This is a genomic window from Actinocrinis sp., assembly GCF_035653575.1.
Lineage (GTDB): Bacteria > Actinomycetota > Actinomycetes > Streptomycetales > Catenulisporaceae > Actinocrinis.
The window spans coordinates 1-21,730 of the sequence record NZ_DASRBQ010000048.1; the positions used below are offsets into that span (position 1 = coordinate 1).

The window sequence follows — 21,730 nt, forward strand, 5'->3', positions numbered from 1 at the left end:
TCCGACGCTACTTCTTACACACGGCCCAGTAGTCCTGCGTGCCGTGGCTGGTGTGCGCGGGCACGGTGGCGGCGAGCTGGTAGCCGCTGCCGCGCTGCGCCAGGGTGGCTTCCGCCGTCGGTGCTGGTCGCCTTCACCGGCGGCACCGGGTCGCTGACCGCCACGCACACCGCCGCGAATCCGGTGGTGACATACGTGTCATGACGTGAGCCCGTGCGCCAGTCACCCCACTCGTGCGCCGGTCACCCCAACGGCGCACGGCATGGTGTGCGTATCCCAAGCGTGATCTCTTAGTGCCTACCCCGAAGCTCTGTCTCCGTTACCGTTACCGTTACCGCCTCGTTGGGGTTCGGGGTCGGTGACGGGGACGGGGCTTCGGGGTCGGGTTCGGGGTTGCACAGCGGGAGGGTGTCGTGAGCGGGTTGTGGCGGAGCGGGGTTACCCGCCGCATGCTGTTACGTCGGACCGGGGTGGCTGGCGCCGTCGCGGCCACGGCGGGAGTGAGCCTTTGGGAGGCGATCGGCGGTTCGGATCCGGCGCCCGCGGCCATCGGGAAACGGCGGGCTCCCTCGCCTTCCTCGATCGTGCAGATCGTCGCGCACCCGGACGACGACCTCTATTTCATCAACCCGCTCGCCTGGCAGGACATCACCGACTCGGCGTCGCTGGCCACGGTGTACCTCTCGGCCGGCGAGTCGGACGGCCGCAACATCTCGATCCGCACGAGTGGCCGTCATGCGGTCCCGGTGGACTTTCCCCGGTACGTCGAGGCCCGTCGTAACGGCATTCGCGCCGCGTACTCGCTGATGGCCACCGGACGCGACGACGCGCCGTGGCAGATCAGCGCGGTCCGGCTCGGGTCAGGGCTCGTGGTCGAGAAGTCCGTGCTGAAATCGGCGCCTGACATCGCGTTGTACTTCGTCGGCACGCGGCTCGGCGGCCAGCTGCGCGCCGACGAGGCCGGCGATCCGACCGTCAGGAGCCTGCGCACGCTGTGGTCCGGCCGCGCGGCCGCGCAGCAGACCCAGCCGGCCGCGACTTCTCCGGTGGCCCAGGCGCAGCGAGTCGGGCGCGAGGAACTGATCACGGCGCTCGTCGCGCTGCTGCAGCAGCGCAAGCCGACCATGGTGCGCCTCCTGGACCCGGACCCGGACCGGGTGGCGGGCTCCCCGGTCAAGTACAGCGACCATCCGGACCACACGGCGTCCGCCGAGTTCGGCATCGCGGCGCTCGGCAGATACGCGGCGGCCTGCGACACGGTCCCGGCCGTCGAGCATTTCCGCGGCTACTCGAACGCGTGGTGGCCGAAGAATCTGACCTCGGACAGCTACCACCACAAGTCCAGCGCGCTGCTCGTCTATGGCGGCGGCGGACGGCCCGACTGCTACGCGACGATGTGCGGCGACCTCGAACTCGGCGAGGACGATCAGATCCAGTACGGGTTCAGCACGTGGCAGCGCTACCCCCGCGCAACGGACTGGCTCAGCGTGCAAGCGGACGGAACTTTGGCCGCGGTCGGCACGCTCGGCGGTCAAGTCGTCTCCTGGCGCGGCGGGTTGGGCGGGGCCAACCCGTGGAGCATCGCGGAAACGATCGGCACACAGGGATATGTGGCGCCGGCGGTGAGCACGGTGCGTGGGCCGGACGGACAGCTGACGCTGCTCGCGCTGCGCCGCACCACCACTCTCGGCAGCGATCCGGTCGTCGAGGTCGTCTGGTCTGCCCAGCGCGGCGGATCGCTCGCATTCTCGGACTGGCGGTCGCTCGGTTCGCCGGCTTCGGACCCGATCCGGGCGCGGGAGACCGGAATCCCGGTCGGCGCCTTCGACAGCCGGGGCGTGCTTAGCGTCTTCGTGCGCGATCACCGCCGAGGCGTCAGCGTCATCCAGCGGTCAGCGGCCGGCGCCTGGGGCACGTGGCGGCCTGTCACCGTCCCGAGTCCGTGCCAGGACGGCTTGGCAGCGCTCGCGCGGAGCTCAGGCGCGGTCGAGGTATACGCGCCCAGCTCCCGCGGGGTCGTGCGCATCCGGCAGTCGAAGGCGGGCGCGAGTGACTTCACGGCGCGGAAAGTCATCGGCGCGGCGCTGCCCGCGAGCCCGCTGACCGCGGTCGAATCCATCGACGGCCGGGCCGTTCTGGTCTACCGTCCGCCGCGGTCCGCCGACATCGCGGTGTGCACGGAAGCGCGGGGCTCGTCGCGATGGACTACGGCAACCGTGACCGGCGCCGGCGGAATCGGACCGGTCGGCATCGCGCCGTGGCGCGTCGGCCCCAGCTCGGGTTCGCTGTTGTACCTCATGGGTGACGACGGAGGTCTCGTGACCGCGCCGACGGTCGAGCCCGGAGCGCTCGGCGCCGGCCGCGCCGCCGCGCCCGCCTGGCGCAAGGTGGACGGGCCGCCGCTGGCAGGCACGGCGAGCGCGATCCAGACCGCGCAGGGAACCATCGTGGCGGCCTGCCTGGGCAACGACGGCCGGCTGTGGACCGCGATTCAGCGAATCGACCGGCTCGCCGACGGTTTCACCGCGTGGACCAGTACAAAGTGAAAGTCAGGGGCCCTCGGACCGCAGGGCGGCTTCGATGAAGGCGCGTACGGCTTCCTCAATGCGCTGACGGGTGGCCTCGGGTGCGTCGCGCAGGGGGCCTTGGCCGGTGAGTACGGCCAGTCCGTGGACCGTGGACCACACGGCGTATTCGATTCCGGCGCGGCGGGATTTGCTCACGATGCCGGCGTCGACGAGTTCGTCGAGCACTGCGCGCAGCTGGTCGAGCGGGGCTGGGTGGGGCTGCGCCGTAGTGTCGGCAATGCGGTAGGAATGCTGGTGTGGTAGGGCGAACGCGGTCGCGAAGAGCCCTGGTTGCTCGCGGGCGAAGCGCAGGTACGCCTGACCGATGGCGCGTAGGCGGCGGCGGGCTGCTGCGGGGTCACCGTATTTGCCACGCACGCGGCTGACGCCGGCGGCTATGCGCGCGGCGAACTCGCCCATGGCCGCCGAGCACACCGCGGCCAGCAGCTCGTCGCGATCGGCGAAGTGCCGGTAGGCGGCGTTGGGGACCACGCCCACCGTCCGCGCCACCTCGCGCAGCACGACCGCGTCCGGGCCGCCGGTGCGGGCCAGCTCGAGTCCCGCGGCGACCAGCCCGTCGCGGACGGCGCCGCGTGGGCGTCGGGTGGTGCCGGCGCCGTCGCCCGCGGATTCGTCGCCCGCCGATTCGTTGCTCGTCACGGACGCCAAGTTAGTGGACAGCATCCACTGACTCAATTACGGTGGACAGCGTCCACTAAGTGGTGGACGCTGTCCACTAACTCGGACTAAGGGGAAGGGGACTCACCATGACCAGCAGGATGACCCCGCTGCTTGAGCGCAACGAGACGTTCGCCCGCACCTACACGCCGGTGCCGCTCGGCCTGCCCAGTGCGCAGGTCATCGTCATCGCCTGTCTCGACCACCGGGTCGATCCGGCGATCACGCTCGGGCTCAAGCTCGGCGATTCACCCGTCCTGCGCAACGCGGGCGGGCGCGTCACCCAGCCCGTCCTCGAGGAGATCGCCTACCTGGCCTTCCTCGGGCGAAAGCTGGCCGGCGGGCGCATCACCGATGACCGGCGCGTCGAAGTCGCGGTCATCCATCACACGCAGTGCGGGACCGGCTTCCTCGCCGACCCCGACTTCCGGCGCGAGGCCTGCGAAGCGACTGGCGTGGACGAGGCAGCGCTCGAAGCATCCGCCGTGAGCGACCCGTACGCGACCGTCGTCGCCGACGTCGACCGTCTCCTGGCCTCGCCTCTGCTCCCGCCGGGGTTGTACGTTTCCGGCCACGTGTACGAGGTCGAAACCGGACGGGTCACCACCGTGGTCGACGCCCGGTGCCCTTGAGGGGCTCGGCGAGTCTCAGCATTCAGATAGCGGTGCGGCCACCGTCCGCGGCGATCGTGGCGCCGGTGAGGTAGGCGGCGCGATCGGTGGTCAGGAACAGGATGACCTCGGCGATCTCGCGCGGTGTGGCGAGGCGGCCGAGCAGGGTGGTCGCGCCGATCTGGGCCGCGGCCTGCTCCCCCATGGTGGCGAGGGCCATCTCGGTGCGCGTCGGGCCGGGGGCGACCGTGTTGACCCGGACGCCGTGCGGGCTCAACTCGGCCGCCCAGGTGCGGGTGAGCGATTCGAGCGCCGCCTTGGTCGCGCTGTAGACGGGCAGGCCGGGCATGCCGATGCGCGCGGCCATGGTGCTGACGTTGACGATGCTGCCGAAGCCCTTGGCCACCATGGCGGGCGCGAAGGCGGCGGTCAGCTGGTACGGGGCCCGCACGTTAGCCGCGAATGCCGCGTCGAACGAGGCCGCGTCGAAGAGCTCTGTCGCGTCGGGTGCGGCGCCGGCGCCGGTGAACGCGGTGTCCTGGGCGATGGTCGGGCCCATCGGCAACTGTGCCGCGTTGTTGATCAGGATGTCGACGGCACCGGCCGCCTCGGCCAGGGCCCACAGCGATCGCGGGTCGGTCAGGTCGGCCGCCACGAAGCGCGCGGAGCCGCCGTTCTCGGAGATTGCCTTGACCACGGCCGCGCCGCGTTCGGTGTCCCGGCCGGTGACGACCACCTGTGCGCCGGCGGCCGCCAGCAGTTTCGCCGTTTCGCTGCCGATGCCGCCGGTCCCGCCGGTGACCAGGGCCGTCTTGCCGCTCAGTTCCATGAGCCTTGCCTTCCCTCGGGGCGATCGGCCGCCGCCCGCGGCCGGATTGGGTTGCGCAGTCCACAATGCTCGGCTAAAAATGGGTTGTCCAATCCAAAAATCGGTGAGGCTCAGGGCATGACTACGAGCACGCAGAGCTCTTCCGGTCGGCTGACGCGCAAAGGCGAGGCGACCCGGCAGCGGATCGTGGCGGCCGCCGCCCAGCTGATATACGAGCGCGGCGTCACCGAGGCGACGCTGGAGGACGTGCGCGCCGCCGCCGGGGTCAGCGGCTCGCAGATCTACCACTACTTCGCGGACAAGCAGGCGCTGCTGCTCGCCGTGATCGAGTATCAGACCGAGGCGGTGCTTGGCTTGCAGGAACCGCTGTTCGGCCGCATGGACTCGATGGAGGGTCTGCGGCGGTGGCGCGACGCGCTCGTGGAGTATCAGCGGCGCATGCAGTGCCGCGGAGGCTGCCCGATCGGCTCGATCGGCGGCGAGGTGGCCGAGAACAATCCCGAGGCGCGCCTGGCCGTTGCTTCCGGGTTCCTGCGGTGGGAAGCGGCCATCCGCGCGGGGCTGAGCGCGATGCACGCGCGCGGGGAGCTCGACGGCGATCCGGAGGATCTCGCGCTGGCGGTCCTCGCCGCGCTCCAGGGCGGCCTGCTGCTCACGCAGATCCAGCGGGAAACCCGGCCGCTGGAGATCGCCCTCGACGCGATCCTCGATCACGTCGAATCGCGAACGAGGCGGGCCGGCACGACCGAGGATTGAAGGCGGTTCGCGGCTCAAAGGCGGTGACGGCCGCCTGTGTAACGAACTGAGGGTTGCCGGGACTAATGGTGCAAGTCCCTGAAGGAGGCCCTCATGTCCAGCAATCCCGAAGCCGTCGAAGCCGACGCGGCCGCGCCGCAACCGCGCTACGACGATCTGCGCGCGCTGTTCATCAACTGCACCCTCAAGCGCTCCCCGGAGCTGTCGCACACCCAAGGCCTGATCGATCTCAGCGCCGCCATCATGCAGAAGCACGGCGTGCAAGTCGATGTCGTTCGCGCCATCGACCTCGACATCGCCACCGGCGTATGGCCGGACATGACCGAGCACGGTTGGGCCTCGGACGCATGGCCCGCCCTGTACCGCGACCGCGTCGTGCCGGCCGACATCCTGGTGATCGCCGGTCCCATTTGGCTCGGCGACAACTCGTCGGTCACCAAGAAGGTCATCGAGCGCTTATACGCCTGCTCGCACTTGCTCAACGACGCCGGGCAGTACGCCTACTACGGCCGGGTCGGCGGTTGCCTGATCACCGGCAACGAGGACGGCGTGAAGCACTGCGCGATGAACGTGCTCTACAGCCTCCAACACTTGGGTTACACCATTCCACCGCAGGCAGACGCCGGATGGATCGGCGAGGCCGGGCCCGGGCCCTCCTACCTCGATCCGGGCTCCGGCGGCCCCCAGAACGACTTCACCAACCGCAATACCACGTTCATGACCTGGAATCTGCTGCACCTGGCCCGCATGCTCAAGGACGCCGGCGGCATTCCCGCGCACGGCAACCAGCGCGCCGCCTGGGACGCGGGAGCCCGCTTCGACTTCCCCAATCCCGAATACCGCTGACTGCGGCCCTCTCCGGGTCCGGCGCCGTGACTTACCGCGTGCGGCGCCGAGACCGGTTAGAGTGCCGGACGTGGAGCTGCCCGCCGACGCGGTGATCGTGGCGCGGCTGCGTGCGCGCGACGAGGCGATGTTCGCCGCATTGTTGGACGCGTGGTCGCCGGGCATGCTGCGCGTCGCACGCGCGTATGTCGGCGACGAGCACGCCGCGCAGGACGTGGTGCAAGAGGCCTGGCTCGGGGTACTGCGCGGCATCGACGACTTCGAATCCCGCGCGTCGCTGCGCACCTGGACGTACCGGATCCTGGTCAACCGAGCGATGAGCCGCGGCAGCCGCGACGCGCGGGTGATTCCGGCCTCCGCGCTGACCCTGACGGCCGAAGACTACGCACCGACGGTCGATCCGGCGCGTTTCCGAGGCAGCGACGATCCGTATCCGGGGCACTGGCGCAGCCATCCCGAACGGTGGCCCACCCCGGAAAGCGAGCTGCTCGCGCGCGAGACCCGCCGGTACTTGGCCGCCGCGCTGGAGCAGCTGCCGGCGCGGCAACGGATCGTGGTGACCTTGCGAGACGTCGAGGGCTACAGCAGCGAACAGGTATGCGAGATCCTCGCGGTCAGCGCGGCCAACCAGCGAGTCCTGCTGCACCGCGGCCGTGCGGCGCTGCGGGCGGCGCTGGAGGAACACTTCACTCAGGAGGTGCCGGCATGAACTGCGACGAATTCGTCGAACTGGTCACCGCCTACCTCGACGGCGCCCTGGACGCGCACACCGCGGCCAGGTTCATCGAGCACCTGGCCGCGTGTGATGGCTGCGAGCGCTACCTGGAGCAGATCCGCCACACGGTCGGCGAGCTGCATCATCTTCCCGGCGACAGCCTCGCCGGGCACGCCCGTGACCGGCTGCTGGCCGCATTCCGCGACTGGCCCGGCGCAGCCGCGCCCTGACGGGCCGTACTCAAGGAAGCGACCCAGGCCACGGAACCCCGCGGTTTTATGTACGAACGCCTCCGCACGGGAACGGACGCAGGCACCGGCGTTAGGCCTGCGCCGCGGCGGGTAGCCGGAACGAGTCCGCAATCTCGGCCGAGCGAAGTGGCGGCATGTGATGGCGAATGCGCCCGTGCGGTTGGTGCTCTTCGACGTCAACGAGACACTCACCGACCTGTCCGCGCTGGGGCCGCGGCTGGAACAGGTGGGCGCGTCCGCCGACGTGCTGCCCGCCTGGTTCGCCGGCGTGTTGCGCGACGGCTTCGCGCTGACCGCCGCCGGGGCCTACGCGGACTTCCGCGAGATCGCGGACGCCGGGTTGCGCGCGGTGCTCTCCGGTCGCAAGGACTGGTCTGGCGACCCGGCCGCGGCAGCGGCCCACGTGCTGGACGGTTTCGCGCAGCTTCCGCTGCATCCCGACATCGATCCAGGCATTCGCGCGCTACACGCCGCCGGTCTGCGCCTCGCCACCTTGACCAACGGATCAATCGCGGTCAGCGACGCGGTCCTGCGCCGGGCGGGCTTGCGGGACTACTTCGAGGCGCTGTTGGATGTCGCCGCGCCACGCGCCTGGAAGCCCTCCCCGCGTAGTTATCACTACGCAGCCAGGCAGTTGGACGTCAATCCGGCTGAGGCGCTGCTGGTCGCGGTGCATCCGTGGGACGTCGACGGAGCACGCCGGGCGGGACTGCAAGCGGCATGGCTACAGCGGGAGGCGGCGAGCTACCCGCCATATCTGGCGGCGCCCACGTACGGCGCGAAGGATCTGCGCCAGTTGGCCGACCTTCTGGCCGCCGCCACGAGCAGTTCTCGTTGACACCCACATCTCGCGCACGCCCTGAGCTCCGCAGCCAGCCTCGATTGCACCTGCGATGAACCGGGGGCGTTGAATCGGCGTACACCTCCTGAATTCAGCGCGACCTGCGAGAACGCGGAAACATAGCGCGCACGCCGCCCTTATCGTTTCGTCTAGTCGCGCAGCGGGAGGGGCGCACAGCCATGAACGGCGGGTCTCGGCCGATCCTGCGGCGCGGCAGGCAACTCAAAGTCGCCGCGCTGCTCGGTGCACTCCTGGTCGCGCTTGTCGGCAGTTGCTCGGCGCGCGTCGTGCCGCATCCAGCATCATCACCGCGATCGACCACCAGACCCGCCGCATCGTTCGACGTCGCGGCCGAAAATGCCAAACCGGGGACGACAGCGTGGGCCATCGCGCCGTCGGCGATCGGGTCTGCGCACGCCATCGAGGGGTACGCCGACCAGGTTTCGGTCACAAGCGGCCAGTCTTTCCACCTCTTCGTGTCCACCACCGCGCCGCGCTTCACGGCTATCGCGTATCGCTTCGGCTACTACGGCGGCGCCGGCGCGCGGCAGGTTTGGCAGTCCGCTGAGACCGCGGGCCACGTGCAGACCGCCGTGTCGTTCGACCACTCGACCGCCACCGTCGAATGCCGTTGGCGGCCCTCGCTCATCGTCAGCACGGCCGGCTGGCCGCAGGGCGACTACCTGATCAAGCTCGTCGCCTCCGATGGCGCAGGACAGCGCTACGTCCCGATCACCGTGCGCTCGACGCAGACCGCCGGGCGGATCGTGCTCGTCGCCGGGGTCACCACCTGGCAGGCCTACAACGGCTGGGGCGGGTACTCCCTCTACGACGGGCCGCACGGCCATTCCAACCGCTCCCGCGCGGTCTCCTTCGACCGGCCGTACACCGACTACAACGAGCCCGCGGGCTCGGGCCTGTTCTTCCAGTTCGACCGGGGCCTGGTGTACTTCGCCGAACAGCACGGCCTGCCGGTGGCTTACGAAACCGACCTCGAGCTCGAGGCCCACCCCGAACTGTTTCGCGGCGCCGCGGCCGTGGTCTCGGACGGGCACGACGAGTACTACTCGCAGCAGATGCGCGACACGCTCACGGCCGCGCGCGACACCGGCACCAACCTCGCCTTCCTGGGCGCCAACGCCGTCTACCGCCACATCCGCTGGGCCGCGACCGCGCTCGGCCGGGACCGCCTGATCATCTGCTACAAGGAGGCCGCAACCGATCCGCTGCTCGCCACCGACCCGGCCGAGACAACGCAGAACTGGCGCGACAGCCCGGACCCACGCCCCGAGAACGCGCTGACCGGCTCGTACTATCAGTGCAATCCGGCCAACGCGGCCTACGTGGTCTACGACCCGAGCAGCTGGATCTTCGCCGGGACCGGCGCGGCCCGCGGCTCCTCCTTCCCAGGGCTCGTATACCCGGAGTACGACCGCGTGGTGGACATCCCGACCACTCCGCACCCTCTCGAGGTGCTCAGCCACTCCCCGCTGATCTGCCAGGGCCGCCCGAGCTACCAGGAGTCCGCCTACTACACCGTTTCGAGCGGAGCCGCGGTGTTCGACGCCGGGACAATGCAATGGGTATGCGCGCTGGGTCCCGCGTGCTTCCCGGTCCCGGTGACCGCCGCGGGCCGGCAATTCGTGCAGGCAGCGACACTTAACCTGTTGACCGCATTTGCTGCCGGACCGGCCGGGAAGCGGCATCCGGCCGCCGACAACACGGCCGCGGACGGGGTCCCGAGCTCGGCGGGCCTCGGGCTGGACTAGGCGGGGCCCTTCCGAGGTTGGGGCTAGAGTGCGCCGTCGCGCCAGGCCGCTCTGGCGCTCGGGTAGATCGGGCGGAAGCCCAATTCGCGATACGCGCGCGTCGTGTCGGGCACGCAATACCACGGATCCGCGACGGTCCTTCCCTCGGCCGCGTCCAGGTCCATGCGCTGCCCGACTAGCTCGTGCAGCTCGTATACCGTCGAGACCCCGTCACCGCAAATGTTGTAGGCCCGGTAGCCGCTCTCTGTCGACGGCAGCGCCCTGAGAGCGCGGTGCACGCCCTGGGCCACGTCCGCGTGGTGCACCATCGCCATCGGCTCGTGCGCCGCCGCGGTGGCGAAGCGCGGAAGGATGTTCTCGATGTGCGGGTCTCCGTCGCCGTAGACGAAGGCGAGGCGCAGTGCGACGATATCGAGCCCTGATTCCGTGCTCAGCTCGCGCAGCCGCTCCTCGGCCTCCCGCTTGCTCGCCGGGTATGCACGCTGCTGCGGCGTCACGACCGCGCGCAGTTCGTCGTCCTCCCGCACCGGCCGGCCGATGCCCGGGCCGTACACGAGATTCGTGCTGATCTGCACGAAGCGGCGCACCCGCGCTTGAGCGCTTTCCGTCGCCAGCGCCACGGCCGCGTCCCGGTTCAGCGCATACATGTCATCGTCGGTCACGGCCGGGCCGCGGAAGGTCGCGGCGACGTTGACGACCACGGTCGCCCCGTCCAGCGCCCGCTTGCGGTCCGCGGCCTCCAGCAGGTCGCCGAGCACGCACTGCGCGCCCAGGCCCGTGAAGTGCTCGGCGGCCTGCCGCGTGCGCACCAGTACCCTGATCTGGTCGCCCGGCTCGCGCCAGGACAGCAGCCTCGGCACCAGCCGCCTGCCGACCTGCCCGGTCGCTCCGGTGACCAGGATCGTCTCGTTCGTCATCGTCGTGCTCCGTTCCGCGCTGCGTTCGGCTTGCACGACCCACCCTGGCGGTCTTCTGCCTCGGGTTGCAGAGACCGGTTTAGCCACGGACCGGCAGTCCCTGGCTACCGCCGGGTTCGCGCGCGAGGATGATCGGGTGAATTCGATCGACCTCGCGGCACTGGCGGACTTCCTGCGGCGCAGCAGACAGCGCATCGACCCGTCCTCGGTGGGCCTCTCCCCGCGCGCCCGGATGCGCACCCCGGGCCTGCGCAGGGAGGATGTCGCGCAGATGGCCGGGATCTCCGTGGACTATTACGCGCGTCTGGAGCAGCGGCGCGGGGCCCGGCCCTCCGAACAGGTGATCGGCGCGCTGGCCCGCGCGCTGCGGCTGACCGAGGACGAGTGCGATTACCTGCACCGCCTGGCCGGTTATCCGACGCGGACGCGCGGCGCGGCACGACGGCACGTGTCGCCAGGCCTCCTGCTCATCCTGGACCGCCTCGTGGACGCGCCCGCGCAGGTGATCAGCGACACCGGCCAGGTGCTCGCGCGCAACGCCATGGCTGAGGCGCTCCTGGGCGCCCCCGTCCTGCCCGGCCGCGCCGGCAACGCCATCTGGCGGATGTTCACCGAGACCCAGCCGCGGCTGATCATCAAGGAGCAACTGCCCAGACTGATGGCCAACCACGTCGCCGATCTGCGCGCCACCCACGCCCGCCGCCCGGACGACGCCGAGGTCAACGAGCTCATCAGCGACTTGCTGAAGGCCAGCGCCGCATTCCGCGAGCTGTGGGAGCGGCACGACGTCGCGGTGATGCGCGGCACGACGAAGACCTTCGTACACCCGCATATCGGCGAAATCACGCTGCAGTGCGAGACCTTGCTTTCCGCCTCGACCTCGGGCGAGCAGTCCTTGGTGCTCTACACCGCAGAACCGGGCACCGACAACGTCGGAAAGCTTGAGTTGCTGCGCGTGCTGGGCCAGGAATCCTTCGCCGAGGGCAACGTCCGCTAAGCCTGGGCGGGATCGTCTCGCTGAATCGCTAGGGCCGGAAGTCCCTGAAGAAGGAGCCGTCCGGCCGGTATCCTGACCCTGACATGATGACGCCCGGGATACGCCGCGACGTGCGGAAAAAGGCCGCTAGGATCACGCACATGGACACCACCCATGGCTGCTGAGGCCGACCTGCTCGTCCTGGGCGCCGGGCCCGCCGGGCTGGCAGCCGCATGGCGGGCAGCACGCCGCGGCCAGAGCGTGCTCGTACTCGAGCGCGCCGAGAACACCGGCGGCATGGCCGCCTCCTTCGAGATCGCCGGCATGAGCGTGGACTACGGCAGCCACCGCCTCAGCCCGGCCACGCCCCCGCACATCCTCGCCGACCTGCGCGCGCTGCTCGGCGCGGACCTGCAAACCCGCTACCGCACTGGGCGCATCCTGCTCAGCGACCGATGGGTGACCTACCCCTTCAAACCGCGAGAACTAGCCAAAGCCCTCCCCCGCGCACCACGAACCAGGGTTGCACTCGACGCGCTGTCCATGCTGCGCCCCAAGGCTCCCGACGCGGCAGAAGCCAGCTACGCGGATCTGATGCGCGCAGGCTTCGGCCCCACGCTCTACCAGCTGGTGTACGAGCCCTACGCCCGCAAGCTCTGGGGCGTCTCAGGAGACGAACTCGACGCGGACCAAGCCCGGCGCAAGGCCGGCGCGCCCACCGCCTTCGCCGCCCTCACCCGCGCGGTGCGCGCCGGCCTGGCCGGTGAGTCCCTGGCCTACCTCTACCCCCGGCGCGGGTTCGGCCAGCTGACCGAAACGCTCGCCGACGCCGCGATCACCGCAGGCGCCCGCATCGCCTTGGGCACCACTGTGGAACGCATCGAACTGCACGAGCAGGGCGCCACCGTCACCGCCGCCCGCTCGGAATCCCACAGCGCGGCCGCGGAGCGTGCCGGCCGCCGCAGCGCCGAGCCGTGGACGAACGGCGGCACGGTGCGCGCCAAGCACGTCTTCTCCACGCTGCCGCTGCCGCAACTCGCCCGTCTGCTCGTGCCGTCGGCCCCCTACGAAGCGCTGGCCGCCGCGAGCGAGTTGCGTTTCCGCGCCCTGCTGCTGGTCTACGCCGTGCACGAGGGCGGACGCTGGAGCGGGCACGACGTGCACTACCTGCCCTCCCCCGCCGCCCCGGTCACGCGCATCTCCGAACCGGCCAACCACCGCATCAATCCGGACGACCCGAGCGACCGCTCGGTGATCTGCTTCGAGATCCCCTGCCAGGTCGGCGACGAGCTGTGGTCCGCCGACGAGCGGCAACTGGCCGACCTGGTGCAGCGGACGGTCAGCGCATGCGCGCTGCCCCCGCTGCGGCTGGCCTGGGTTCAGGTCAAGCGCCTGCGTCACGGCTACCCGGTCCACAACGCCGGCTACCGCGACCACCTCGCGGCGCTCGAATCCTGGATCGACACCCTGCCGCGGCTGACCACCCTCGGCCGCCAAGGCCTGTTCACTCCCGACAACGTCCACCATGCCCTGGACATGGGCTACCAAGCCGCCGACGCCCTCGGCAGCGACGCCTTCGACCATGAGCGCTGGCAGGCCTCCCGCCGCGAATTCACCGCGCACCTCATCGAAACCTGAGTCCGGCGTTTTGGCCGCGCGCGCTGGCAGGGGCGCTTGGCCGCTAACGCTCGAAGAGCTTCCAATGTCCCTCGGAGACGACCTCGATAGCGCCGTCCACCACCTTGACGGCCGTCTCGTCATCGATCGCGTATCCGGGCACCGGCATCCGCGCGGCCCACTTCTCGGCGTCGGCCATGGTGTTCTCCGGGCACGAAGGGTTGTCCAGGTGCGGGAAGATCGAGAATCCGACCATGCCCAGCGCGCGGTCACCGCCGCCGGCCGGCTTCCAGCCGACGAACTCCTGCCCGACGTGCGGGGCCATGACCATGCTGCCGGCGCTCAGCCCCACGTAGACCGTGTCGTTCAGCGACGCGAAGAGATCCGCCAGGCCGCACTCGTGCATCCAGTGGTGCAGGTAGAGCACGTCGCCGCCGCACACCAGCAGCGCGTCGGTCTCCCGGACCAAGGGAACCCAGTTCTCCTCGGCGATGCTGGGCAGCGCGGTCAGCTCCAGCATACCGACGGACTTCCACCCCAGCTCGACCATGGGGGTGGGAGTCTGTCCGGCGATCTGCCGCCAGGTCATGACGGCGGTCCCGGGCAGCATGCCGTACATCGCGGTGGGGATGCACAGGGCAGTGGACTCGGCGATTGGCTTGCCCAGCATGTCGACCAGGGCGTCGCGGATGCTCTGGTTGCTGACGCCGCCGGAGGTCAGGAGAAGCTTCATCGCGCCTTCCTCGTACATCGAGAGCCGTGACAGCTACGTTAGTCGAGGTTCGAGGCGCTGCTGCGCGAGAGCGCGGGTTTTGCGCTGTGCCCTGCGCTCGCGTGCCAGTACCGGGTCGGGGACCGGGACCGCATCGAGCAAGGTTCGTGTATACGGGTGCCGCGGATTGGTGTAAAGCGTCTCTGCATCGGCGGACTCGACCACTTGCCCGTGGCGCATGACGACCACCCGGTCGCTGACCTGGCGCACCACCGCGAGGTCGTGAGAGACGAAGACCAGCGTCAAGCCGAGCTGTTCGCGCAGGTCCGCGAGCAGTCGTATCACCTGGGCCTGCGTGGTGACGTCGAGCGCTGACACGGGCTCGTCGCAGACCACGAGTTTGGGCCGGAGCACCAGGGCCCGGGCGATCCCGATGCGCTGGCGCTGCCCGCCGGAGAACTCGTGCGGGAAGCGGTCGTAGTGCGCTGTTTCCAAACCGACCTTTTCCAGCAGCTGCCGCACCGTGCGGCGGATGCTCTGCTCGTCGCGTTCGCCGTGCGCGCGCAGCGGTTCGGCGACGCTCTCGCCGACGGTCCGGCGGGGGTTGAGCGAGGCGACCGGATCCTGGAAGACCATCTGGCGGTCCCGGCGGCTCGGGCGCAGCCGCCGCTCGGGCAGCGCGGTGAGATCTTCGCCGTCGAACACGATCCGGCCGGACGTCGGTTCCAGCAGGCTGACCATCATGCGGGCGAGGGTCGTCTTGCCGCTGCCGCTCTCCCCCACGATGCCCAGCGCCTCGCCCCGGCGCACCTCAAGGCTCGCCCCATCCACGGCCCGCAGCGCAGGCAGGCGTCGAAGGGCGAAGCCACCGGGGGCGGGGAAGTGCTTGTGCAGCTGCTCGACTCGAAGCAAGACGTCGGTTGACGGTGCGCCGCGAGCCGGGCGTGGGGTGTCAATGCGCGGAACCGCCGATATCAGGGTTTTGGTGTAGGGGGCCTCGGGCCGGCTCAGGATCCGGGTCGCGGGGCCGTGTTCGACCGCGCGGCCCTCCTTCATCACCAACACGTCGTCCGCTACCGCGGCGACCACTCCGAAGTCGTGGGTGACCAGGACGAGCGCCATGCCCGTGTCCGCGCGCAAATCGCTCAGCAGGTCGAGGATCTGGGCTTGCACGGTCACGTCCAGCGCGGTGGTCGGTTCGTCGGCGACCAGCACCCGCGGCTCACAGGCCAGCGCCATCGCGATCAGGGCCCGCTGACGCATGCCGCCGGAGAACTCATGCGGTCGCGCGTCCACGCGGCGTGCGGCCTCCGCGATCCCCACCCGATCCAGTACTTCGATCGCGCGGTCGCGGGCGGCGCGGCGGCCCGCGCCGGTGTGGGCCCGATACACCTCGGCGATCTGGTCCCCCACGCTGTAGTAGGGGTCGAGCGAGGAGAGCGGGTCTTGGAAGACCATGGCGATGCGGCTGCCGCGCAGGCGCCGGATTTCCTGGTCGGTCGCGGTGTGTATGGCCGTGCCGTCGACGGTGATCTCGCCGGTGACGCGCGCCGGGGTGCCGCGGTGCAGGCCCAGCAGGGCCAGCGCGGTCGCACTCTTGCCCGAGCCGGACTCGCCGACGATGCCGAGGGCACCGCCCGGGGCCAGTTCGAAGCTCAGCTCGTCGACCGCGCGCACCGTCGCGGTTTCAGCGCCGCGCCCGCGGCCGGGGAACTCGATGGTCAGCCCGTTGACGGAAAGGATCGGCTCCGGCGGGGCGGGCTTCGCGGGACCCGGTGCCAGGTCGACCGGTGGCGTGTTCGTCATCTGATGCTCGCTCTGGGGTCGATGGCCACGTAAAGCAGATCCGCCGCCACGTTGGCCAGGATCACGAAGGCTCCGGCCAGCAGCGCCACCGCGCCCACGACCGGCAGGTCGACGGTGGCGACCGAGCCGACGAGCAGCTTGCCGAGGCCGGGCAGCCCGAACACGCTCTCGGTGAACACCGCGCCGCCGAGGACCGGCCCGACATCGACGGCGAGGAGCGAGACCAGCGGCGTCAGCGCTCCGCGCAGGGCGTGCCGGGCGACGATGCGCCGCTCGCTCAGTCCATAGGCGCGGGCGGTGCGGATGTGGTCCTCGTTCAGCGTCTCAAGCACCGAGGTGCGGGTGAGCCGCGCGTAGTTCGCGGCCTGGAGCAGGGCGAGGGTGGCCCACGGCAGGATCAGGCTCTGCGCCCACTGCACCGGGTCGTCGCCGATCGAGACGTAGTTCGGGAAGGGCAGCCACTGTAGATAGGCGCAGAACAGCAGGATGAGGAACAGCGCGAGCACGAACGGCGGCAGTGCCGTACTCGCCAGCACCAGTCCGGTCAGCGTCTTGTCGGCCAGTCGGCCGCGACGCAGCGCCGAGGCGATCCCCGCGCCGACGCCGAAGGTCGTCCACAGCACCGCGCCGCCGAGGGTGAGCGACGCGGTCACCGGGAGGGCGGACAGCAGCAGAGAGTCCACCGACTGCCCGGTCTCGAAGGAGTAGCCGAAGCACGGCGCGCCACAGTGCACGGTGCTCGGGCCGGTGCTGTAGTCGCGTCCGGCGACGATCGCCGCGAGGAAGTGCCAGTACTGCACATAGATCGGCTGGTCGAGTCCGTAGGCGCGGCTGACCGCGGCGACGTCCTGCGGGCTGCATCGCGGCCCGCAGATCATCCGCGCCGGATCGGTGGGCAGCAGGTAGAAGAGCCCGTAGACGATGACGGACAGCACCAGCAGGGTGACGATCGCGCCGAGCAGGCGGCGCAGCAGGAAGGTGGCCATGGGCAGTGAGCGCATCGGTCAGCCCGATCCGTTCGCGGCGCGCGGATCGAGTGCCTTGCGCACGCCCTCGCCGAGCAGCACGAATCCGAACACTGAGGCGAACAGCACGATGCAGGGCACGATGACGTACGTGGGATCGGCGTAGTACCAGGTGGTCGCGGTCGAAAGGATCTGGCCCCACGACGAGGTCGGCGGCCGCACGCCGATGCCGAGGAAGGAGAATCCGGCCTCGAGCACCATGTTCGCCGGCAGCAGCAGCGCCGCGTAGGTGATGACGGGCGCGGCGAGCCCCGGCAGGATCTCGCGCCGCGCGATACGCGCGGTACTCGATCCGCCCAGCCGCGCCGCGGCCACGTAGTCGCGAGTGCGCAGGCTGAGGGTCTGGGCTCGGGAGATGCGCGCCGTGCCACCCCATCCGAGCACGGCCATCACGACGACGAGCAGGACCGGCCGGGGGAAGGAGGCCGGCACGACGGCGAGCAGTGCGATGCCGAAGATGAGGTACGGGAAGGCGATCGCCAAATCGATGGCGCGGCCGAGCAGCGCGTCGGCGAACCGCCCGCCGAGCCCGGCCGCCAGTCCGACACCGACGCCGAGCAACACCTGCAGCAGCGTCGCGCCGATCGACACGGCGAGCGAGACCTGCGCGCCGTAGGCGATCCTGGCGAAAAGGTCGCGCCCGGTCTGCGGCTCGACGCCGAGCCAGTGCGCGCCGCCGATCCCGCCGAACGAGCCGAGGGGCGCGCCGCCGAGGGCGGAGTTGAGCAGGTTGTCGTGATACGCGTACGGGTTCTGGCCCTCGATCGCGGTCCACAAGGGCGCGCCGAGGGCGAGCAGGACGAGCGCGGCCACGACGACGAGCCCTGCCATCGCCGCGCGGTCGCGCCGCAGCGTGCGCCACAGGGCCCGCGGCCCGGTCGGCGCCGCGGAGGCAGGCTCTTGCGATGCCTCCGCGGCCGCCGTCAGTGCGGTGGTGCTCACCCGTTCCGCCTACTTCACCGAGACGACGGCGATGTCGTACGTGCCGCGCCATTCGCTCAGGTACACGTTCTTCACGCCCGGTCCGAAAAGTGTCAGGTTCTTCGGGAAGTACAACGGCACGGTGAGCGCGAGCTTGCCGAGCTGCGCGTCCAGGTCACCCCACTGCTGCTGCGCGGCGGTGTTGTCGGTGATCTGGTTGATCTGGTCGATCCGCGCGTTGACCGCGGCGTCGTTGTACTGGGCGAGGTTGAAGTTGCCACCGCCCTGCACGATCTCCCGGCCGTCGAAGATCGGGGTCAGGAACGGGGCCCCCGAGGGCCAGTCCGCGCCCCAGGTGTTGAGCGAGAGGCCCGGCTCGTTCGCGGTGTCGCCGACGACCGCGCGGAACGCGTCCGAGTCGGTGCCGGTCGGGGCGAGCTTCACGTGGATCCCGGCCTGCGCGTACGCGGCCTGCAGCGCGGTGGCCACGGCCGGGCCGTCGCCGTCGTCATCGGTGTTCTCATAGTTGAGGGTGACGCTGATGCCGTTCGGGTAGCCGGCCTGGGCGAGGATCTGCTTGGCCTTGGCCGCATCTCCCGACGCGCCGGCCGGGAAGTAGTCGTAGGGGTGGTAGCCGAGCGCGGACTGGTTCGGCAGGAAGGTGGTCGCCGCGGTGGCCAGCGAACTGCCGCCGACCGCGTTGACCACGGCCTGCCGGTCCACCGCGTAAGACAGCGCCTCGCGCACCAGCTGGTTGTCGAACGGCGCCTTCTTCGTGTTGAACGCGAGGTACACCGTCTCGGCGAAGGCACCGGTGATCACGCGCGAGGCCAGCGCCTTGTTCCCGGTCAGCTGCGCGAGCTGGGTCGGGCCGATGCTGGTGTCGGTGGTGATGGCGTACTTGTCCGCGCCCACCCCGGCGGCCAGGCGCTGATTGATCACGGTGGCGTCCAGGCCCGACTGGATGTCGATCTTGTCCGGGCAGGCCAGGCGCTGGCTGTCGGTGCTCGCGGACCAGTACTTGTTGCGCACCAGCTCGAGCTGCTTCTTCGGGGTGTAGCCGGCGAACTGGTACGGGCCGCTGGAGACCGGGTTGTCAGCGTACTGGGTGCCGGTGTCCTTGGCCTTGGGCACCGGGGCGAACTGGGTCATGGCGGCCAGGTACGGGAAGCCGCCCTCGCTCTTGCGCAGGTGGAACACGATCGTGTCCGCGTCCGGGGTCTCGATCGAGGAAAGGCCCTTCGGATCCTTGTACGGACCCTGGTACGTGTCGCCGCCGACCAGCCAGTCGCGCAGGTAGGGCGGCCCTCCGGCGAGCTGGGCGTCGAAGGTGCGCTCGACCGCGTACTTGATGTCCGCGGAGGTGATCGCGGTGCCGTCCTGGTACTTGAGCCCCGGCTTGAGGTGGTAGGTCCACACCGTCGCGTTCTGGCTCGGCTCGCCGGTGTCGGTGGCCAGGTCGGGCACGACTGTGTCGCCGGCCGCGCCAGGCACCCGGTCACGGGTGGTCAGCGCGCGGAAGAACAAGGCCGGGATCTGCCCGCCCCCGGAGGTGTAGAGCCGGGCCGGGTCGAACTCCGAGAGGCTGCCCTGCTCCAGCACGGTCAGCGTGCCGCCCTTGCAGTTCGCGGCGCTGAACGCGGACGAGGCCGAGGATCGGCTCGACGTGGACGAGCAGCCGGCGAGGACGGCGCCCACAGACACTGCGGCAATGCTCAAAGCGGTCACGCGCAGCGGGTGCGACGTGCGCGGATGGGAAGTGGATATGCGCGTGCGCATCGAATGGTCTTTCTGACGTGGCGAGACAAGCGCCTGAGCGATCGCAGGACACTGTGATATCGCAGGACGCTGTGACATCGGAAACGGTGACATCGAAAACTGTGACAATGCAGCCGCGCGCCATCCACCCCGGCGGGGATGTCGCGGTCAGTGCTGCGTGGAGGAGATCAGAACCAGGCCCGGGTCGAAGCCGGGCGGTTCAGTGGCGGAAGCGTCCGCGAGAACATGGCCGTACTGCACTCGGCCTGACGCGGATCGCGGTCGGCGGCCTCAGCGACAGAGGACGTCAGCGACAGCGTGCGTGTGAACGCCGAGCAGTACCAGCTCGTAAGTGGCCCGAAGCCGAGCACCGTAATACCGCACGAGTTCGACCCTAACCACGAGCTGCGGAATGGTCAAACCGTGATCCAATCTGCCGCGCTCCAGTTCGCGCTGGCCCCCGAGCTGAGCCTTGCCGGGCGCGGGGCGTCGGTGATTGCTTATCTCACTCCGCGCGTCGCGCCATGTGAGCAAGAACCTCCCCGCGCTTTGCAACCTCGGAAAACGCAGGCAACACGAGCTTCCTAGTGTCGTGCCGGTCCCTTCCCGACCCACCGACCGCGCAACGCCACCCGAGGAGCTGCCCCATGAGCATCTACGAGTCCATCGGCGGCGCCGGGGCCGTCCAAGCCGCCGTTGACGACTTCTACGCGCGCCTGCTGGCCGATCCGCAGCTCGCGCCGTTCTTCGCCGAGGTCGACCTGAAGCGGCTCAAGTCGCACCAGCGGGCCTTCATCACCGCGGCGCTCGGAGGCGCGCAGATCTATCAGGGACGCGACATGGCCGCCGCGCACGCGGGGCTCGAAATCGGCGAGGCGGATTTCGACGCCGTCGTCGCGCACCTGGTCGCGACGCTGACCGGGCTCGGCGTTCCGCAGGAGACGATCGGTGAGATCGGCGGCCTGCTGGCGCCGCTGCGCAGCGACATCGTGACCGCTTCGGTCACCACCTGACGACCACATCTTGAGATAGGGCTTCGCCGGATTGACAGAGATCCGGTCCAACGGTGATGCTCCCCGCATGTCCCCGTCCGTCGTCCTCGTGCGTCGCCGCCACGTCGATCACGAGCGCTGCGCCGCAGACCTGTGTCGATAGCGAGTCCCGCTACGCCGCCACGTCTGTCACCATCGAACCCATCGCAGCCTTCGGATTGGACCGCCGCCATGCCCCGCGTCGCCCGTGCCCGCCTTCCCCGCGTCCGCGTCTTCCTGAGTCTTGGGACGGCCGCGCTGCTGACCGTCGCCGCGAGCTCGTGCGCGCAGAAGACCACCGCCGGCACGGCCTCCGCCGCGTCCGGCTCGGCGAGTGCGTCGTGCGGTACCAACGCGCCTAGCTTGTACAAGCCGGGCCAGCTGACGGTGGCCACGGACAGTCCCGCCTACGCGCCCTGGTTCGACAACAACGACCCGAGCGACGGCAAGGGCTTCGAAAGCGCCGTCGCCTACGCGGTAGCCGCGCAGCTCGGGTTCGCCAAGGACCAGGTCAAGTGGGTGGTCGAACCCTTCAACAGCTCCTACGCCCCTGGCGCGAAGAACTTCGACTTCGACATCAACGAGATCTCGATCACCGCGGACCGGGCCAAGGCGGTGGACTTCTCCACCGGCTACTACACCGCGAACCAGGGCATCGTCGTGCTCGACTCCTCGAAGTACGCGAACGCCACCTCGCTGGCCGACCTGAAGTCCGCGAAGATCGGCGTGCAGGTGGCCACCACGAGCTACGAGGCCGTCGGCAACGTGATCAAGCCCACGCAGCAGCCCGCGGTGTTCAACGGCACCGACGACGCGGCCCACGCCCTGAAGAACAAGCAGGTCGACGCCATCATCACCGACCTGCCCACGGCCTTCTACATCTCGGGGGCGCAGATCGACGGCTCGAAGGTGCTCGGCCAGTTCGACTACACCGGCAAGGCGGGCGACCAGGAGCAGTTCGGGCTGCTGCTCAAGAAGGGCAGCGCCCTGACGCCGTGCGTCGACGGGGCCATCGCCGCGCTCAAGTCCAGCGGCGAGCTGCAGAAGATCACCGACCAGTGGCTGTCGCAGTCGGTGAACGCGCCCAAGCTCAGCTAGCGTCGT

General features: G+C 70.0%; 20 protein-coding genes. 12 read left to right on the forward strand and 8 right to left on the reverse strand.

Features of this window, described 5'->3' with window-relative positions; translation table 11 throughout:
* The first annotated feature begins 449 nt into the window (after positions 1-449).
* Positions 450-2,546, forward strand: coding sequence for a PIG-L family deacetylase (locus VFA06_RS07075; RefSeq protein WP_324839622.1), 2,097 nt, complete (start codon positions 450-452; stop codon positions 2,544-2,546).
* Between the two features lie 3 nt (positions 2,547-2,549).
* Here VFA06_RS07075 and VFA06_RS07080 read toward each other — a convergent pair whose 3' ends face one another.
* Positions 2,550-3,227: a TetR/AcrR family transcriptional regulator gene (locus VFA06_RS07080; protein WP_324839623.1), complete on the reverse strand. Its 678-nt coding sequence runs from the start codon at positions 3,225-3,227 to the stop codon at positions 2,550-2,552.
* Positions 3,228-3,334: 107 nt separating this feature from the next.
* Between VFA06_RS07080 and VFA06_RS07085 the strand changes: the two genes are divergently transcribed.
* Complete coding sequence (locus tag VFA06_RS07085; RefSeq protein WP_324839624.1) at positions 3,335-3,877, forward strand: carbonic anhydrase; 543 nt, start codon at positions 3,335-3,337, stop codon at positions 3,875-3,877.
* 22 nt (positions 3,878-3,899) lie between these two features.
* On the opposite strand, the gene VFA06_RS07090 is transcribed toward VFA06_RS07085, so the two are convergent.
* Positions 3,900-4,685 carry an SDR family oxidoreductase gene (locus tag VFA06_RS07090; RefSeq protein ID WP_324839625.1) on the reverse strand — a complete coding sequence of 262 codons (786 nt, stop codon included), beginning with the start codon at positions 4,683-4,685 and terminating at the stop codon, positions 3,900-3,902.
* 117 nt (positions 4,686-4,802) lie between these two features.
* Here VFA06_RS07090 and VFA06_RS07095 point away from each other — a divergent pair, with 117 nt between their 5' ends.
* The 6 genes from VFA06_RS07095 (at position 4,803) to VFA06_RS07120 (ending at position 9,863) form a co-directional block, all read left to right on the forward strand.
* Positions 4,803-5,441: a TetR/AcrR family transcriptional regulator gene (locus tag VFA06_RS07095; protein WP_324839626.1), complete on the forward strand. Its 639-nt coding sequence runs from the start codon at positions 4,803-4,805 to the stop codon at positions 5,439-5,441.
* Between the two features lie 93 nt (positions 5,442-5,534).
* A complete protein-coding gene (locus tag VFA06_RS07100) occupies positions 5,535-6,287 on the forward strand; it encodes a flavodoxin family protein (protein WP_324839627.1) in 753 nt (250 codons plus the stop codon).
* A 70-nt stretch (positions 6,288-6,357) separates the two neighbouring features.
* Positions 6,358-6,996 carry an RNA polymerase sigma factor gene (locus VFA06_RS07105; protein WP_324839628.1) on the forward strand — a complete coding sequence of 213 codons (639 nt, stop codon included), beginning with the start codon at positions 6,358-6,360 and terminating at the stop codon, positions 6,994-6,996.
* Positions 6,993-7,232 (forward strand): anti-sigma factor family protein, encoded by a 240-nt coding sequence (locus VFA06_RS07110; protein WP_324839629.1) that lies wholly within the window; start codon positions 6,993-6,995, stop codon positions 7,230-7,232. The genes VFA06_RS07105 and VFA06_RS07110 overlap by 4 nt, the downstream gene beginning before the upstream one ends.
* Positions 7,233-7,392: 160 nt before the next feature.
* Positions 7,393-8,091, forward strand: a complete 699-nt coding sequence (locus VFA06_RS07115; protein ID WP_324839630.1) for a haloacid dehalogenase type II — start codon at positions 7,393-7,395, stop codon at positions 8,089-8,091.
* Between the two features lie 182 nt (positions 8,092-8,273).
* Positions 8,274-9,863, forward strand: coding sequence for a N,N-dimethylformamidase beta subunit family domain-containing protein (locus VFA06_RS07120; RefSeq protein ID WP_324839631.1), 1,590 nt, complete (start codon positions 8,274-8,276; stop codon positions 9,861-9,863).
* 23 nt (positions 9,864-9,886) lie between these two features.
* Here the strand turns inward: VFA06_RS07120 and VFA06_RS07125 are convergent, their stop codons facing one another.
* Complete coding sequence (locus tag VFA06_RS07125; protein ID WP_324839632.1) at positions 9,887-10,780, reverse strand: NAD(P)-dependent oxidoreductase; 894 nt, start codon at positions 10,778-10,780, stop codon at positions 9,887-9,889.
* 136 nt (positions 10,781-10,916) lie between these two features.
* On the opposite strand from VFA06_RS07125, the gene VFA06_RS07130 reads away from it, so the two are divergent.
* Positions 10,917-11,777, forward strand: coding sequence for a helix-turn-helix transcriptional regulator (locus VFA06_RS07130; RefSeq protein ID WP_324839633.1), 861 nt, complete (start codon positions 10,917-10,919; stop codon positions 11,775-11,777).
* Between the two features lie 153 nt (positions 11,778-11,930).
* On the forward strand, positions 11,931-13,394 hold the full coding sequence (locus VFA06_RS07135) for a protoporphyrinogen/coproporphyrinogen oxidase (RefSeq protein ID WP_324839634.1): 1,464 nt from the start codon (positions 11,931-11,933) through the stop codon (positions 13,392-13,394).
* Between the two features lie 43 nt (positions 13,395-13,437).
* Here the strand turns inward: VFA06_RS07135 and VFA06_RS07140 are convergent, their stop codons facing one another.
* The 5 genes from VFA06_RS07140 to VFA06_RS07160 are packed head-to-tail and all read right to left on the reverse strand — an operon-like array spanning position 13,438 to position 19,616.
* Entirely contained in the window at positions 13,438-14,106 is a 669-nt protein-coding gene (locus VFA06_RS07140; RefSeq protein WP_324839635.1) for a Type 1 glutamine amidotransferase-like domain-containing protein, read from the reverse strand.
* A 33-nt stretch (positions 14,107-14,139) separates the two neighbouring features.
* Entirely contained in the window at positions 14,140-15,891 is a 1,752-nt protein-coding gene (locus VFA06_RS07145; RefSeq protein ID WP_324839636.1) for an ABC transporter ATP-binding protein, read from the reverse strand.
* Entirely contained in the window at positions 15,888-16,877 is a 990-nt protein-coding gene (locus VFA06_RS07150) for an ABC transporter permease (protein WP_349260088.1), read from the reverse strand. The genes VFA06_RS07145 and VFA06_RS07150 overlap by 4 nt, the downstream gene beginning before the upstream one ends.
* 18 nt (positions 16,878-16,895) lie before the next feature.
* On the reverse strand, positions 16,896-17,858 hold the full coding sequence (locus tag VFA06_RS07155) for an ABC transporter permease (protein ID WP_324839638.1): 963 nt from the start codon (positions 17,856-17,858) through the stop codon (positions 16,896-16,898).
* Between the two features lie 9 nt (positions 17,859-17,867).
* Entirely contained in the window at positions 17,868-19,616 is a 1,749-nt protein-coding gene (locus VFA06_RS07160) for an ABC transporter substrate-binding protein (protein WP_349260087.1), read from the reverse strand.
* 626 nt (positions 19,617-20,242) lie between these two features.
* Here VFA06_RS07160 and VFA06_RS07165 point away from each other — a divergent pair.
* The gene (locus VFA06_RS07165; protein ID WP_324839640.1) at positions 20,243-20,608 is read left to right on the forward strand and encodes a group 1 truncated hemoglobin; all 366 of its coding nucleotides are present in this window, start codon (positions 20,243-20,245) and stop codon (positions 20,606-20,608) included.
* A gap of 210 nt (positions 20,609-20,818) precedes the next feature.
* Positions 20,819-21,724, forward strand: a complete 906-nt coding sequence (locus VFA06_RS07170) for an ABC transporter substrate-binding protein (RefSeq protein ID WP_324839641.1) — start codon at positions 20,819-20,821, stop codon at positions 21,722-21,724.
* Positions 21,725-21,730: the final 6 nt, after the last annotated feature.